Genomic DNA, 15255 nt, shown 5'->3' with positions numbered 1-15255 from the left:
CTTTCTCGGTGCTGCCGTCAGGACTGGGCTGCGGCCATGATGGCCTCGGCCACGTCGCGGCCGTCGCGCTCGGCTTCGGCCCGGGCGCTCAGGACCCGCTTGAAGTCGCGGGGCATGACCTTGCCGAAGCGCTCGACCGCGAGGTCGAAGTCGGCGAGCAGGCGCTGGGCGACGGTCGATCCGGTCTCGGCGTGGTGGCGGCGCAGGACGTCCTCCAGGAACGCCCGGTCGTCGTCGTCGAGCGGGTCGATGTCGACCATCTCGGTGTTGACGCGGCCCCTGTCGAGGTCGAGCACGTAGGCGATGCCGCCGGACATCCCGGCCGCGAAGTTGCGGCCGGTGCGGCCCAGGACGACCGCGCGTCCGCCGGTCATGTACTCGCACCCGTGGTCGCCGACGCCCTCGACGACGGCGAGCGCGCCGGAGTTGCGCACGCAGAACCGCTCCCCGGCGATGCCGCGCAGGAACACCTCGCCCGAGGTGGCCCCGTAGGCGATGACGTTGCCCGCGATGATGTGCTCTTCGGCGGCGAACTGCGCGCTGTCGGCGGGGCGCACGGTGACGCGGCCGCCGGACAGGCCCTTGCCGACGTAGTCGTTGGCGTCGCCGACCAGGCGCAGGGTCACGCCCTTGGGCAGGAACGCCCCGAAGGACTGGCCCGCCGAGCCGGTGAAGGTCACGTCGATGGTGTCGTCGGGCAGGCCCTCGGCGCCGTAGCGCTTGGTGACCTCGTGCCCGAGCATGGTGCCCACGGTGCGGTTGACGTTGCGCACCGGCAGGTCCAGCCTGAGCGGCGTGCCGAACTCCAGGGCTCCCTCGGACAGCTGGATGAGGGTGTTGTCCAGGGCCTTCTCGAGGCCGTGGTCCTGGACGCGGACCTGGTGGCGGTGGTCGCTGTCCCAGGGCTGCACCTCGTGCAGGATCGGGGACAGGTCCAGGCCGGAGGCCTTCCAGTGGTCGACGGCGGCGCGCGCGTCGAGCAGGTCGACCGAGCCGATCGCCTCGGCCAGGCTGCGGAAGCCCAGGGCCGCCAGGTACTCGCGGACCTCCTCGGCGATGAACTCGAAGAAGTTGACGACGAACTCGGGCTTGCCGTTGAAGCGCTTGCGCAGCTCGGGGTTCTGCGTGGCCACGCCCACCGGGCAGGTGTCCAGGTGGCACACCCGCATCATGACGCAGCCCGACACCACGAGCGGGGCGGTGGCGAAGCCGAACTCCTCGGCGCCCAGCAGCGCGGCGACGATGACGTCGCGGCCGGTCTTGAGCTGGCCGTCGGCCTGCACCACGATCCGGTCGCGCAGCCCGTTGCGCAGCAGGGTCTGCTGGGTCTCGGCCAGGCCCAGCTCCCAGGGGGTGCCCGCGTGCTTGAGCGAGGTGAGCGGGGAGGCCCCGGTCCCGCCGTCGTGGCCGGAGATCAGCACCACGTCGGCGTGCGCCTTGGACACGCCGGCGGCGACGGTGCCCACTCCCGCCTCGGACACCAGCTTGACGTGGACCCGCGCCGAGGGGTTGGCGTTCTTCAGGTCGTGGATGAGCTGGGCGAGGTCCTCGATGGAGTAGATGTCGTGGTGCGGCGGCGGCGAGATCAGGCCCACACCGGGGGTGGAGTGCCGGGTGTCGGCGACCCACGGGTAGACCTTGTGGCCGGGCAGCTGGCCGCCCTCGCCGGGCTTGGCGCCCTGGGCCATCTTGATCTGGATGTCGTCGGCGTTGGTGAGGTAGTGCGAGGTGACGCCGAAGCGCCCCGACGCGACCTGCTTGATGGAGCTGCGCCGCAGGTCCCCGTTGGCGTCGGGGGTGAAGCGGCGGGCGTCCTCGCCGCCCTCGCCGGTGTTGGACTTGCCGCCGAGCCGGTTCATGGCGATGGCGAGCGTCTCGTGGGCCTCCGCGGAGATGGAGCCGTACGACATGGCGCCGGTGGAGAAGCGCTTGACGATCTCCGAGACCGGTTCGACCTCGTCGATCGGCACGGGCTCGCGCACGCCCTCCTTGAGCGTGAACAGGCCCCGCAGCGTCATGAGGTTCTCGGCCTGCTCGTCGATCCGGCCGGTGTACTCCTTGAAGATCTCGTAGCGCCGCGTGCGGGTGGCGTGCTGGAGCTTGAAGACCGTCTCGGGGTTGAACAGGTGCGGTTCGCCCTCGCGCCGCCACTGGTACTCGCCGCCCACGGCCAGGCGGCGGTGGTCGGCGGGGTTGGCGGCGTAGGCCACGGCGTGGCGCAGGCGCGCCTCCTCGGCGAGGACGTCGAAGCCGACGCCGCCCAGGCGCGAGGTGGTGCCGGTGAACGCGCGGTCGACGACCTCGGCGCCCAGGCCGAGGGCCTCGAAGATCTGCGCGCCGGTGTAGGAGCTGACCGCGGACACGCCGATCTTGGACATGACCTTCAGGACGCCCTTGCCGAACGCCTTGACGGTGTTGCGCGCGGCGGTCTCGGGGTCCAGGCCCGGGATGGCGCCGCGCGCGGCGAGGTCCCGGACGGTGGCCAGCGCCAGGTAGGGGTTGACGGCGGACGCGCCGTAGCCCAGCAGCAGCGCGACGTGGTGGCACTCGCGCACGTCGCCCGCCTCGACGACGAGGCCGACCTCGGTGCGGGTCTTCTCCCGCACCAGGTGGTGGTGGACCGCGCCGGTGAGCAGCAGCGACGGGACGGGGGCGTGCTCGGCGTCCGCGCCGCGGTCGCTGAGCACGATGATGTGCGCGCCGTCGGCGATGGCCGCCGACACCTCGGCGCAGATCTCGTCCAGGCGGCGGGCCAGGGCCGCGCCGCCTCCGGCCACCGGGTAGGTGGCGTTGGCGGTGTGCGCGCGGAACGCCGGGTCGCCGTCGGGGCCGCCCGCCCCGACGATCGCGGCGAGCTGGGCGTCCTGCAGGACGGGGGTGTCGAGCACGATGCGGCGGCAGTCCTCGGGGTCCGGGGACAGCACGTTCTCCTCGGCGCCCAGCGCGGCGCTGAGGCTGGTGACCATCTCCTCGCGGATGGCGTCCAGCGGCGGGTTGGTGACCTGCGCGAAGTTCTGCGAGAAGTAGTCGAACAGCTGGCGCGGGCGGCTGGACAGCGCCGCGACGGGCGTGTCGGTGCCCATGGAGCCGATGGCCTCGGCGCCGGTGCGGGCCATGGGGGTGAGGATGACGCGGAGCTCCTCCTCCGTGTACCCGAAGACCCGCTGCTCGTGGACGACGTCCCCGATGGGGGCGGGCTCGGCCTCGGGCAGGTCGGCGAGGCGCACGACGCCGTCGGCGAGCCACTGGGCGTAGGGGTGCTCGGCGGCGAGTTCGGCCTTGACCTCCTCGTCCTCGATGATGCGGCCCTGCGCGGTGTCCACGACGAAGATGCGGCCCGGCTGGAGGCGGCCCTTGCGCACGACGCGCTCGGGGTCGATGTCCAGGACGCCGACCTCGCTCGCGAGGACGACGAGGCCGTCGTCGGTCACCCAGTAGCGTCCGGGGCGCAGCCCGTTGCGGTCCAGGACCGCGCCGATGAGGGAGCCGTCGGTGAAGGTGACCGACGCGGGACCGTCCCAGGGCTCCATGAGCATGGAGTGGAACTCGTAGAAGGCCCGCACCGCCGGGTCCATCTCGGTGTGGTTCTCCCACGGCTCGGGGATCATCATCAGCACCGAGTGCGGGAGCGAGCGCCCGCCCAGGTGCAGCAGCTCCAGCGCGGCGTCGAAGGACGCGGTGTCGGAGTCCTCGGCGTCGACGATGGGGAAGATCCGGGAGATGTCGCCGGGGATGAGGTCGCTGGCGAGGGTGGCCTCGCGGGCGCGCATCCAGTTCCGGTTGCCCTTGACCGTGTTGATCTCGCCGTTGTGCGCGATGTACCGGAAGGGGTGCGCCAGCGGCCAGGACGGGAAGGTGTTGGTGGAGAACCGCGAGTGCACCAGCGCCAGGCCCGAGGCGTAGCGCCGGTCCGACAGGTCGGGGAAGAAGGGTTCGAGCTGCGGCGTGGTCAGCATGCCCTTGTAGGTGATGGTGCGCGGCGACAGGCTCGCGAAGTAGACGCCGACCTCGTGCTCGGCGCGCTTGCGCACACAGTAGGCGTAGCGCTCCAGTTCGATGCCGGTGGCGCCCTCGCTGGGGGTGCCGGGGCGCCCCGCGACGAACAGCTGGCCGAAGAACGGCATGACCTCGCGGGCCACGGGGCCGCAGTGCTGGGGCTCGAAGGGCAGGTCGCGCCAGCCGAGCAGTTCCAGGCCCTCCTCGTCGACGATCCGGGCGACGGCGGCGACGGCCTCCGCGCGCTCGGCCGCCTCGATCGGCAGGAACCCGATGCCGACGGCGTAGGCGCCGGCCTCGGGAAGGTCGAAACCGCAGTCCTCGCGGTAGAGCGCGTCGGGGATCTGGGTGAGGATGCCCACGCCGTCCCCGTCGTCGGGGTCCGCCCCGGAGGCGCCTCGGTGGTCGAGGTTGCGCAGCACGGTCAACGCCTTCTCGACGATGTCGTGGCTGCGACGGCCGGAGAGGTCCGCGACGAATCCGATACCGCAGGCATCGTGTTCGTAGGAGCTGTCGTACAGGCCCTCGGAAGTGGTCATCGCGTTCGGTCGGGCGGACGAACGCCGCACCTGTCCAGCAGGCATCTACCCTCCTGTCGTCTTTCGTCTGAGCTTTGTGAAAAGCGCATTCGGGACGACATTGGCCCTGCTGCGTCGGCTCTGTGACCGCTCTACCCGCACCTTTTCCACGGGGTCAGAAACCTGAAACCCGCGTGACACGCCCTCGTGACATCGGTGCTCTGCCGGGTGGTCGCGGCACTCGCCGGTGACTCACGTCAGCCGGTGGCCCTCTCCCCGGATCGACCGGAGGTCTAGACCAGCCGCCGCCACAGTGCGACGACCCCACCGGGGAGAACCCCCGGTTCGTGCGGGATACCGTGCCCCCGTCCGCTCCGTGGAGCGGCATGCGGCTATTTATCCCGCCACCGGCACCGCAAACCTTCCCTCGGGTCGGAGAGCGGCTTCGCAAGCTTACATGCCCGTAACAGGCGGCCTCGAACTAAGGTTCGCCTAATCGATCACCGCCCCCGCCCTCCCCGCTGGTCCTGGCCTCTTCGGGATCTCGGGGACGGTAGAGACCCGGAAGAGGCCAGGACCAGCGGGGAGGGGTCAGTGGGCGCCGGGCAGTTCCCCGGCGAGGCGGGAGGCGACCGCGTCGAGTTCGAGCAGCCGGTGCAGCGGCAGGTCCATGAGGGTGTGCCCCGAGAGCCACGGCGCGGCCGCCGCGACGCGGGTGCGGGCCCACTTCTTGTTGACGGGGGCGCCCAGGCCGGCCGCGGCCCGGATCAGGCCCTCGCGCAGCGCGGCGGCCACCGAGCCGTGCGCGCGCTCGCGGACGTGGCGCGCCAGCCACGCCCCGGCGTCGTCCGCGACCCCGGGGCCCGGGGCCGCCGCGCCCACCCGGACGACGGTGCGGCGCGGGTCGGGGACCCCCCGCGCGAACCGCACCGTCCGGTCGGGTCCCGCGACGCGGCGCAGGGCCGCCTGCCCCGCCTCGTCGCGCACCTGGGGGGCGCGCGATCCCACCACGACGCTCAGCTCGGCGGCCGGGGCCGCCAGGAGCACACGCTCGGTCAGCGCCTCCCCGCCCGCGGTCAGGTCCACGACCGCGTGGCCGGCGGGCACCGGCGCGGACAGCCAGGCCGCCAGGGGGACCCGGTTGGCCCCTTCCGGCAGCGCGGCCTCGGGCCAGGCGCCCACGAAGGCGTCGGGGGCGGTCCCGGCCCAGACCAGCGGCGCGGTCCCGGCGGTGAGCGCGTCGGCCGACTCCCGGGCGTTCACCCCCTGGCTGTAGATGCGCGCGGCCGCGCGGCTCCTGCTCCCGGCCCGGCCCCCGCCGTCGCCGACGGGGGTGCGCGCGGTGGCGCGCAGCACGTACAGGTCGCTGGCCGCGCCGATGGCCTCGGCCCCCAGGTAGTGGTTGAAGTCCGGCCAGATCGCCTCGACGGCCAGGTTGAGGCGGGTCAGGCGCTCCTGGGTGCGGGCCGCCAACGCCGGGGTTGTCTCACTCGCGCCGTAGGCCACGAGGACCCGCGCGGTCCTGGGTTCGGCCAGGCCTTCCAGCCCGCGGCGCACGAACAGCTCCACGCCTTCGGGGGTGTAGGGCGGGTCGGTGAACACCAGGTCCGATCCGGAGCGCACCGCGGGGGGCAGGCCCAGGCGCAGGTCCGCGAAATGGCAGCGCACCTTCAGGCCGAGCCGGTCCGCGGCCGCGTCGATGTAGGCGAGCATGCGCTCGTCGATGTCCACCACGACCGCCTCCGCGCCCGGGTGCACCAGGGTCAGGGCCAGCGAGGTGAGGTCGTGGTCGCCCACGCACAGCAGGCGCGCGCCGTCCAGGTCGAAGCGCGCGCCCAGGAACACGGCGCGGCGCAGCGCCGTGCGGGCGCTGGCGGCCACGTGGTCCAGGTCCGCGCGCGCGGCCGGGGCCCCGGCGACCAGGCGCTCCAGCTCGGCCTCCGCCGCGGCGTGCGGGGCGAGCAGGTGGCCGACGGGGTCGGCGAGGCGGGGCCGCTCCGCGAGGGGCGCGTAGCGGGAGGGGTCGCGCGGTCGGACGCGGTCGCCGTCGCGCTCCAGTTCGTCGCCCAGGGCGTCCAGGGTCGCGGCGACCACGCGGTGCGCGACCCCGGTGGAGCGCACGAGTTCGCGCGCGCTCCACCAGCGGCCGTCGGACAGGGCCGCCGGGATGAGCAGGACGCGGGCGGCGTCCGCGCCCTGCTCCTTGAGCAGGGCCGACAGCGCGGGAGGAAGGTCGGTCGTCATCGGTGTTCGGCGGGTCTGCGCGGACGGGCCGCGCTCAGCCGATTCCCCCCTGGTCCGCGGTCCCGTCCACGACCCCGCCGGTGCCGTCGGTCGTGGTCCCGTCGGTCGTGGTCCCGTCCGTCGTGGTCCCGTCCGTCGTGGTCCCGTCCGTCGTGGTCCCCTCGGTGGCGGCCCCGGTGTTCTCCAGGAACGCCTCGCGCTCGGTGAGGCGGTAGTAGACCGGCATGTCGAAGCCGTTCAGGGCGATCAGCGGCGTTTCGAGGTTCTCGGTCTCCTCGGCGCTGGTGGAGTCCTCGGACTGCGTCCACAGGACGACCAGGTAGTGGCCGTTGACGGTGGCGGTGGCGGAGCTGTAGCCCGCGCCGAGGGCGTCGAACGGCGCCTCGGTGCTGGGCGGGACCAGGAAGCCGCCCTCGGACCCGGCCTCCTCCCCCTCCACCGGGGCCAGGCCCTCGGCCAGGGTCTGGGACGCCTCGGTGTCGCGGAGCTTGAAGATCGCGGCCACGCCGATGTAGCCGTCGGCGACGTAGCCTCCGCGTGCCACCTGCGAGCACTCGGCGCTCTCCAGCGCGGCCAGGGCCCGGGGACCCCACACGGCCTCGGCGCAGTTGTCGGTGAGGGACTGGGACTCGAGCGCGAAGACGAGGTCACCGCTGGACAGCTCTGCGCTGTCCGCGAAGACCTCGTTCTCGTTCAGCGGCCGGGGGTCCGCCTCGCGGTCGTCCAGGAGCTCGACGGCCTCACCGGTCTCGTAGACCTCGTACCGGGTGGGCGCGGCCGTAGCGGCCTCGGAGCCGCCGGACCCGGTGAACTCCATGACCAGGACCACCCCGAGCGCGACCACGGCCAGGGCCAGCACTCCGATCAGGACGGGCACCAACGGGCCGCGCTTCCCGGCGCGGCCGCCGCTCCTGCGGCGGCGCGAACCCCGGCTCCGGCTCGGACGCTCCTCGGTCGGGCTCTCGGCGGGCTTCCTGCGTCGGCCGGGGGCGCCGGACACGGGCGACTCGGTAGATGACACCTGCGACCTCTTCGATGGGCGGGGACGGGGTTCTGTCTGGACGGGGGCCGCGCGGGGGAAAAGGGGGGCGGCGGCCGCCTCCGGCAAGGATAGAGGACTTCTCCGGACCGGCCGTCTCGGGACGGCCGGGGCCTTCCGGCGGCCGCCCGCGCGGGTGGGGCGGGCGGCCGCCGGCTACTCCTCCTCGCTCGCGTCGCGGACCTGCTCGTACACCATCAGGGCGGCGTCCATCGCGGCGACGTTGAGGGTGGCCATGGAGTCGTCGTCGGAGGGCGCCTCCCCGTCGGCGCGCGCCACCCAGAAGACCGCGACGTAGTGGCCCATGGCCTGGGCGGTGGCCTGGCTGTAGCCGCGGTGCAGCCCGTCGATCCCGTCGTTCATGGGCAGCACGAAGCCGGGTTCGGCGCGCGGGTCCAGGCTCTCCAGGGTGGTGCTCGCGGCGTCGGCGTCGGCGAGGTCGAACAGCGTGAACTGGGCCACGTACTCGCCGTCGGCGTCCTGGTAGACCCCGCGCGCGGCGGAGGAGCAGGAGCCGGTGGACAGGTTCTGGGCGAGCTCGTCGCCCCACACCAGCGAGGTGCAGGTGTCGGTGACCTCGGAGTCCCGCAGGGACAGGTCCATGCCGCTCAGGGAGAGCTCCTGCACCGAGCCGAAGACCTGCTCCTGGGTGAGCGGTTCGGCGTCCCCGGCGCGCTCGGTGATGGGGGCGAAGATGTCCTGCTGGTCCTGGGCGTGGAAGAGCTCGGGCCGCAGGGTGCTGTGCCCGGCGGGCGGCGCGACGATGGGCGCCGGGTCCCGGTTGGCGCTCCCCTCGGGGGCGACCAGCTGGAGGATGAGCACGGCCAGCAGCGCGAGCAGCGACAGGACCGCCATGATCAGCAGCGCGACCAGCACGTAGGTGCCGCGTTTGCGGCGGCTCTGCTCGGCGAGGGAGTACACCATCTGGCCGGGCCGGTCGCCCAGCACGGTGACCTTGCTCAGCGCGGAGGCGGAGAACCGGGAGACCTGGTCGACCGCGCCGGTCCCCGGCTTGGGCCGGGCGGCGCGGCGGGTGCCGCCGGGCGGCGTGTTCCTGGCGCGCGCGCTCTCCGCGCCCTTGGCGTCGGCGGCCTTCTTCGCGGGGTTCTTCCGGCCGCCCCGGCGGGCGCCCTTCCCCGCGGCTCCCCGCCCGGACCCGCCCTGCCGGATTCCGCCCGTGGAGCGGGTGCCCCGCCGGGGCCGCTGCTCCCGGGAGCCGTCCTCGGCGTCGAGGTCGTGGTCGTCGTAGTCGTCCGGGCGGCGTCCGGCGGCGGCCCGGCTGTCCGCGTCCTCGCGTGCGGAGCGGGCGCCGCGTTGTGCGGAGTCGGCGTTTCGCAGCTTCACGTACTCATCCAGTGGGTGCGGGCCCCTCGCGGCGTCGCCGCCGCGAGGGGGATGTGATGGATCAGTCCTGCGGCTCGTCGCCCTCCCGGGGCGTCGGCTCCTCGGAACCACCGTCCTCGGCGTCGCCGTTCCGCAGCGGCCTGGACCCGGATCGCACGGTCGCGTCCCCGTCGGGGAGCGCCTCGGTGGACATCACGGTGCCCGGCTCCTCGCCCGGGTCGGTCCCGATCAGCTGGGTGCCCTCGTCCTCGCCCTCGGGCAACACCCGGGACGAGAACCGGTCGAGCCGGGTCCCGGCCCACACGAAGTAGGCCAGCGCGCCGAGGAAGACCAGGATGGAGGTCCAGTTGTTGAGGCGGAAGCCGAGTATCTCGTTGGCGGGGTCCACCCTCATGTACTCGATCCAGAACCGTCCCACACAGTAGCCCATGACGTAGAGCGCGAACAGCCGTCCGCCGCGCAGCGCGTCACCGTACCGCCGCCCCAGCCAGGCGAGCAGGGCCGCGAGTGCCAGGCACCACAGCGACTCGTACAGGAAGGTCGGGTGGTAGGTGAAGACGCCCGCCTCCATGCCGGGGCGCAGCGCGCCGTTCTCGAAGGGCTCCACCCGCAGCGCCCACGGCACGTCGGTGGGGCCGCCGAACAGCTCCTGGTTGAAGTAGTTGCCCCAGCGCCCGAACGCCTGGGCCAGCGGGATGGTGGGCGCGATCGCGAACGACAGCTGCGTCATCGACAGCCCGCGCCGGCGCGCCACCCACCACACGCCCAGGGCGCCCAGCGGGATCGCGCCCCAGATGCCCAGGCCGCCGTTCCAGATGTAGAGGGCCTGGACCGGGTCCTTGCCGGGGGCGAAGTACAGCTGGTAGTCGCTGACCACGTGGTAGAGGCGGCCTCCGACGAGGCCCAGGAGCACCGCCGGGACCGCCAGGTCCATGATGGTGCCGGGGCGGCCGCCCATGGCCGCCCAGCGCCGTTCGCTCCAGTAGACCGCGGCGACCACCCCGGCCAGGATGCACAACGCGTAGAAGTGGATGGTGAGCGGCCCCAGCTCGATGACGCTCATGCCCGGGCTGGGAATAGCCGCGAGGGCGCGGCCGGTGTCGGCCGCGCCCGCGGTGGTGCTCAACGGAATCGTCATTCGTCCGGATTTTCCTTGGATGGTGAGGAGGAGGGCGATTCGGCGGGCGCCATGGAGTCGTCCCCCGCGACCGGGAGGGTGTCGGGTTCCCCGGCCTCCGCGTCCTCGACCGCCTGGACGAGCCCGTTCACGGTGTACGCCTCGTTGCCCATGAGCACCCCGTTGACGTAGACGGACGGGGTTCCCGCGAAGGCGTTGTCGCCCTCGGAGTACTTGGCGTTCACCGCGGCGGTGGCGTCGAGGAGCTCCCCGACGTAGGTGTCGTCCAGGAAGGTGGCGTCCACGCCGTTGTCACTCCCCCACTCCATCAGTTCGGCCAACCGCATCGTCTGGACGCGGTCGGGGATGTCGGCCTGCGCCTTCGCCGCCAGTTCAGGGTAGTAGTCCGTGACGAACTTCTCGACGACCGCGTCCTCGGCGGCCACCCGCTCGGCGAACGCCGGGTCGGTGATGCCGACCTCCTCGCCCCAGGCGGTGAGGTCCTCGACGGAGAAGCCCTCGGAGCCCTCGGCCGGCTGGTTCTCGAAGAGGACGTCGTTGTACTCGACGAACCTGCCGTGGTCGGCCGCCGCCCGGGCCGCGGCGCCCCCGCGCAGCGAGTTGCTGCTGATCGGGTCGGGCTGGGCCGCGAAGATGCTCACGGGTCGCAGGTGCACGATGGCCCTGCCGTCGGCGGCCAGCTGCTTGAGGGTGTCGGAGTTGGTCTGCTCGAAGTTCCGGCAGGCGGGGCACTGGTAGTCCGCGTAGACCTCCACGACGGGGGCCCGCGCCCCGTCGGCGGCCATGACGACGCTGCCGTCCTGCTGCAGCGTCTGGGGCGCCGTCGCGCCCTCGAACCCCGAGCTGCTCCCCTCCTGGAGCCGCATGACGAGGTAACCGCCGCCCACGACGAGGGCGACGACGGCGACGGCCGCGCCGATGACGGCCAGGAGCTTGTTGCGTTTGGCCCGCTTCTGCTCCTTGATCCGTTCCTGCCTGAGCCGCTCGCGATTGGCCTTCCGCGACGCCTTGCTCATCAGCCGATCACCATTTCCTCGTTGGATCCGTTGTTGTGGCCGGCTCCTCCGGCGCGGGGGCGCGGCCGTGGGACGGCGCCCCGCGCCGCGGAGCCCCGAGAGGACCGGTCCGCGCCCTGCCGGCGGCGGCCCGGTGAAGTTCTACCGCCGCTGGTCCCGGCCCGGGTAGAGGCCAAGGACCCGGTCGACCGAGAAGGGCGAGCGCGGCCAGACCGCGACGAACAGGCCCAGCGCCATGAAGCCGAGGTCGCGCGCGATGTCCAGGCCGTAGGCGGTCTCCCCCTCGGCCACCGGCCCGCCGGTGCCGAAGCAGCCGCAGTCGATGTTCAGCCCGCGCGCCCACGCCGAGGCGATGCCCGCGATGAAGACTCCCATGAGCAGGGCCCCGACGATCCCGGTGAGGCGGGTGGCCAGGCCCAGGACGAGCAGCAGCGCCAGCGCGATCTCGAACAGCGGCAGGGTGTAGCCGATGAACCGGCTCACGTCGTCGCCGAAGAGCTGGTACGCCTGCACCGACTGCACGGACAGGGCGGGCACGATCACCTTGGTGTACCCGGCGTATCCGACCACCCCGGCCAGGGCCAGGCGCGCGGCCAGGGTCGCCCACGGCTGGACGGTCTCCCACCGGGTGGCGGGCCGCTGTCGGAGCTCGCGGTCCCGCCCGGTGTTCTCTTCGGTGTCCGTCGACATGCCTCTCCCCGAGCCTTGACGTGCCCCGCCTGCCTGCGGGGGCCACCCGAACGACACAGAGCCTACTGCGCGTAGCGGCGCGATCACATTTGTTTCGGGGATGGATCGCGGTGCGATCGCAGTCGGTCCAACAGCACGGTAGCCCCCCGATCGCGGTCGGAGGGCTACCGGGAGGTCTTCGGGCGCCGAATCTCACCCGATTCTCACCGAGCCGCCGCCCGCACGCCCTCCCCGAGCTCGGCGGCGAACGCGCGGACCGCGTCCAGGCCGCTCTCCAGGTCGGGGGCGTCCAGGACCCGCTGGCAGAATCCCGCCCCGACGATGACGCCGTCGGCGTAGGCCGCGACCTCCGCGGCCTGGGCCCCGTTGGAGATGCCCAGGCCCACGCAGACCGGCAGCCCGCTGTCGCGGGTGGCCTCGCGGGTGCGCTCCACGAGCCGCTCGGCCGTCCCCGAGACCTTGGCGCGGGTGCCGGTGACCCCCATCAGCGAGGCCGCGTACACGAACCCGCGCGAGGCGTCGCAGGTCAGCTTGAGGCGGGCGTCCGTGGAGGAGGGCGCGACCAGGAAGATCCGGTCCAGCCCCGCGGCGTCGCTGGCGGCGATCCAGGGCCCCGCCTCCTCGGGGATGAGGTCGGGGGTGATGACCCCCGAGCCCCCGGCGTCGGCCATGTCCGCGGCGAAGGCCTCCACGCCGTACCGCTCGATGGGGTTCCAGTACGACATGACCAGGGCCGCCGCGCCGGTGGCGGCGGTGGCCCGCACGACCGCGAGGACGTCCTTGGGCGTGGTGCCCGCCTCCAGCGCCATGCCCGCGGCCCTCTGGATGGTGGGGCCGTCCATGGTGGGGTCGGAGTAGGGTAGGCCGACCTCGATGACGTCGCAGCCGCCGTCGACCATCGCCTGGACGACCCGGACGGAGGACTCGACGTCGGGGAAGCCCGCGGGCAGGTAGCCGATCAGCGCGGCCCGCCCCTGGGACCGGGCCTCGGCGAGCTTGCTCTGCAGGGTGGTCATCGGTTCCGCTCCCCCTCGTCGCCGGTGAGCCCGAAGTAGGCGGCGGCGGTGTTGACGTCCTTGTCGCCGCGGCCCGACAGGCTCACCAGGATGGTGGCGTCCGGTCCGAGTTCGGCGCCGATCTCGCGCGCCCCGGCGAGGGCGTGCGCGCTCTCGATCGCCGGGATGATGCCCTCGGTGCGGCACAGCAGCCGGAACGCCTCCATGGCCGCGGCGTCGGTGACGGCGGCGTAGGAGGCGCGGCCCGAGTCGGCGAGCCAGGCGTGCTCGGGGCCCACCGCCGGGTAGTCCAGGCCCGCGGAGATGGAGTGGCTGGGAACGGTCTGGCCGTACTCGTCCTGGAGCACGAAGGTGCGCGTGCCCTGGAAGACGCCGGGGCTGCCGCCGGTGATGGAGGCCGCGTGGCGGCCGGTGCCCACGCCGTCGCCGCCCGCCTCGAAGCCGTACAGGCGCACCGACTCGTCGGGGATGAACGCGGCGAAGACGCCGATGGCGTTGGAGCCGCCGCCCACGCAGGCCGCGACCGCGTCGGGCAGCGCCCCGGTGCGCTCCAGGACCTGCTCGCGCGCCTCGGCCCCGATGACGTAGTGCAGGTCGCGCACCATGGACGGGAACGGGTGCGGCCCGGCGACGGTGCCCAGCAGGTAGTGGGTGGTGTCAACGTTGGCGACCCAGTCCCGGAACGCCTCGTTGACGGCGTCCTTGAGGGTGCGGCTGCCGATGGTGACGGGGACGACCTCGGCGCCCAGCATGTTCATGCGGGCCACGTTGAGGGCCTGGCGGCGGGTGTCCTCCTCGCCCATGTAGATCACGCACTCCAGGCCCATCAGGGCGCACGCGGTCGCCGTGGCCACCCCGTGCTGGCCCGCGCCGGTCTCGGCGATGACCCGGGTCTTGCCCATCCGCTTGGTGAGCAGGGCCTGGCCGAGCACGTTGTTGATCTTGTGCGAGCCGGTGTGGTTCAAGTCCTCGCGCTTGAGCAGGACGCGCGCGCCGCCGCAGTGCGCGCTGAAGTTGCGGGCGTCGGTGAGCGGGCTGGGGCGGCCGGTGTACTCGGCCAGCAGCGTGTTCAGCTCCGCCTGGAAGGCCGGGTCGGACTTGGCCTCCTCCCAGGCCGCGGCGACCTCGTCCAGGGCGGCGACGAGGGCCTCGGGGCTGAACCGGCCGCCGAAGCGCCCGTAGTGCCCGCCCTCCCCGAGGTAGTCCGGCACGGGATGTGCGTCAGTGTTCATCTGCAGGATCTCCAAAAGCCGCGCGAACTGGCGCGGCGCGCGAAGTGAAGGTTCAGGTCACGGCACGGCGCCGGGAACCCGCGGTCTCCTTCTCAGAGCCCCCGCGGGTTCCCTAGGACCATCGCCCGGTCAGGACGGCGGTTCGCGTGGTCCGGAGCGCGCGCACGGTCAGTGCCTGTCCCGCAGCGCCGGGTGGGCGCCCGCGGTGACGAGGTCGGCGACGGCTCCGCGCGGGTCGCGCCCCATCACCAGGCTCTCGCCGACCAGGACCGCGTCCGCTCCGGAGCTCGCGTAGGCGAGCAGGTCGTGCGGACCGCGCACCCCGGACTCGGCGACCCTGATCCTGTCGTCGGGGATCAGCGGCGCCAGGCGCGCGAAGGTGTCCCGGTCGACCTTGAGGGTCTTGAGGTCGCGGGCGTTGACGCCGATGACGGTGGCCCCGGCGTCGAGGGCGCGCTCGACCTCCTCGGCGGTGTGCGTCTCGACCAGCGGGGTGAGCCCGAGGGACTCGGCGCGCTCCACCAGGGAGACCAGCGCGGCCTGCTCCAGGGCCGCGACGATCAGCAGGACGGCGTCGGCGCCGTGGACGCGCGCCTCCCACAGCTGGTAGGAGCTGACCACGAAGTCCTTGCGCAGCAGCGGCGTCTCCACGGCGGCGCGCACGGCCGCCAGGTCGTCGAGGCTTCCGCCGAAGCGGCGCCGCTCGGTCAGGACGCTGATGAGGCAGGCGCCGCCGTCCGCGTAGTCGCGGGCCAGCGCGGCGGGGTCGGCGATCGCGGCGAGCGCGCCCTTGGACGGGCTGGAGCGCTTCACCTCGGCGATGACCTGGACCCCCGGGCTGCGCAGCGCCGCGACCACGTCCTTGGGCCACGGCAGGGTCGCCGCCCGCTCCTTGAGCTGGTCCAGGGGTGTGGCGGCCTGCCGGTCAGCGAGGTCCGCGCGCACTCCGTCGAGAATCTCGTCGAGCACGCTCACGTGAGAGGGCCCCCTCTTGATGGTCGGCTGGTTGGGGTGAGAGTGCT

Annotated in this window: 10 protein-coding genes; all 10 read right to left on the bottom strand. The window is 73.2% G+C overall.

What is annotated here, in order from left to right; genetic code table 11:
• Positions 1–17 precede the first annotated feature (17 nt).
• The 10 genes from gltB to trpC all read right to left on the bottom strand — a co-directional run bounded on the left by gltB (position 18) and on the right by trpC (position 15208).
• Positions 18–4580 carry a glutamate synthase large subunit gene (gltB, locus tag EV190_RS17725; protein WP_133742705.1) on the bottom strand — a complete coding sequence of 1521 codons (4563 nt, stop codon included), beginning with the start codon at positions 4578–4580 and terminating at the stop codon, positions 18–20.
• A gap of 525 nt (positions 4581–5105) precedes the next feature.
• Positions 5106–6758 carry a bis-aminopropyl spermidine synthase family protein gene (locus EV190_RS17720; RefSeq protein ID WP_133742704.1) on the bottom strand — a complete coding sequence of 551 codons (1653 nt, stop codon included), beginning with the start codon at positions 6756–6758 and terminating at the stop codon, positions 5106–5108.
• A 34-nt stretch (positions 6759–6792) separates the two neighbouring features.
• Positions 6793–7779, bottom strand: a complete 987-nt coding sequence (locus EV190_RS23515; RefSeq protein ID WP_166655501.1) for a hypothetical protein — start codon at positions 7777–7779, stop codon at positions 6793–6795.
• Between the two features lie 174 nt (positions 7780–7953).
• On the bottom strand, positions 7954–9141 hold the full coding sequence (locus tag EV190_RS17710; protein WP_243742644.1) for a hypothetical protein: 1188 nt from the start codon (positions 9139–9141) through the stop codon (positions 7954–7956).
• Between the two features lie 61 nt (positions 9142–9202).
• A complete protein-coding gene (lgt, locus tag EV190_RS17705) occupies positions 9203–10279 on the bottom strand; it encodes a prolipoprotein diacylglyceryl transferase (protein ID WP_133742702.1) in 1077 nt (358 codons plus the stop codon).
• Positions 10276–11295, bottom strand: coding sequence for a DsbA family protein (locus EV190_RS17700; protein ID WP_133742701.1), 1020 nt, complete (start codon positions 11293–11295; stop codon positions 10276–10278). The genes lgt and EV190_RS17700 overlap by 4 nt, the downstream gene beginning before the upstream one ends.
• 141 nt (positions 11296–11436) lie before the next feature.
• Complete coding sequence (locus EV190_RS17695; RefSeq protein ID WP_133742700.1) at positions 11437–11985, bottom strand: MauE/DoxX family redox-associated membrane protein; 549 nt, start codon at positions 11983–11985, stop codon at positions 11437–11439.
• A gap of 203 nt (positions 11986–12188) precedes the next feature.
• On the bottom strand, positions 12189–13001 hold the full coding sequence (trpA, locus tag EV190_RS17690; RefSeq protein WP_133742699.1) for a tryptophan synthase subunit alpha: 813 nt from the start codon (positions 12999–13001) through the stop codon (positions 12189–12191).
• Complete coding sequence (trpB, locus tag EV190_RS17685; protein WP_133742698.1) at positions 12998–14233, bottom strand: tryptophan synthase subunit beta; 1236 nt, start codon at positions 14231–14233, stop codon at positions 12998–13000. Before trpB ends, trpA begins: the two co-directional genes overlap by 4 nt.
• Before the next feature lie 168 nt (positions 14234–14401).
• Complete coding sequence (trpC, locus tag EV190_RS17680) at positions 14402–15208, bottom strand: indole-3-glycerol phosphate synthase TrpC (protein WP_133742697.1); 807 nt, start codon at positions 15206–15208, stop codon at positions 14402–14404.
• Between the last annotated feature and the right edge of the window lie 47 nt (positions 15209–15255).

Origin of the sequence: Actinorugispora endophytica (genome assembly GCF_004363075.1) — a bacterium.
Taxonomy (GTDB): domain Bacteria; phylum Actinomycetota; class Actinomycetes; order Streptosporangiales; family Streptosporangiaceae; genus Actinorugispora; species Actinorugispora endophytica.
This window is presented reverse-complemented; position numbering and strand designations above follow the sequence as displayed.

What these genes read in the sequence shown, in the direction of transcription:
- gltB (WP_133742705.1), bottom strand. Translation starts at nt 4,580, where the DNA reads ATGCCTGCTGGACAGGTGCGGCGTTCGTCCGCCCGACCGAACGCGATG.
- EV190_RS17720 (WP_133742704.1), bottom strand. Translation starts at nt 6,758, where the DNA reads ATGACGACCGACCTTCCTCCCGCGCTGTCGGCCCTGCTCAAGGAGCAG.
- lgt (WP_133742702.1), bottom strand. Translation starts at nt 10,279, where the DNA reads ATGACGATTCCGTTGAGCACCACCGCGGGCGCGGCCGACACCGGCCGC.
- EV190_RS17700 (WP_133742701.1), bottom strand. Translation starts at nt 11,295, where the DNA reads ATGAGCAAGGCGTCGCGGAAGGCCAATCGCGAGCGGCTCAGGCAGGAA.
- EV190_RS17695 (WP_133742700.1), bottom strand. Translation starts at nt 11,985, where the DNA reads ATGTCGACGGACACCGAAGAGAACACCGGGCGGGACCGCGAGCTCCGA.
- trpA (WP_133742699.1), bottom strand. Translation starts at nt 13,001, where the DNA reads ATGACCACCCTGCAGAGCAAGCTCGCCGAGGCCCGGTCCCAGGGGCGG.
- trpB (WP_133742698.1), bottom strand. Translation starts at nt 14,233, where the DNA reads ATGAACACTGACGCACATCCCGTGCCGGACTACCTCGGGGAGGGCGGG.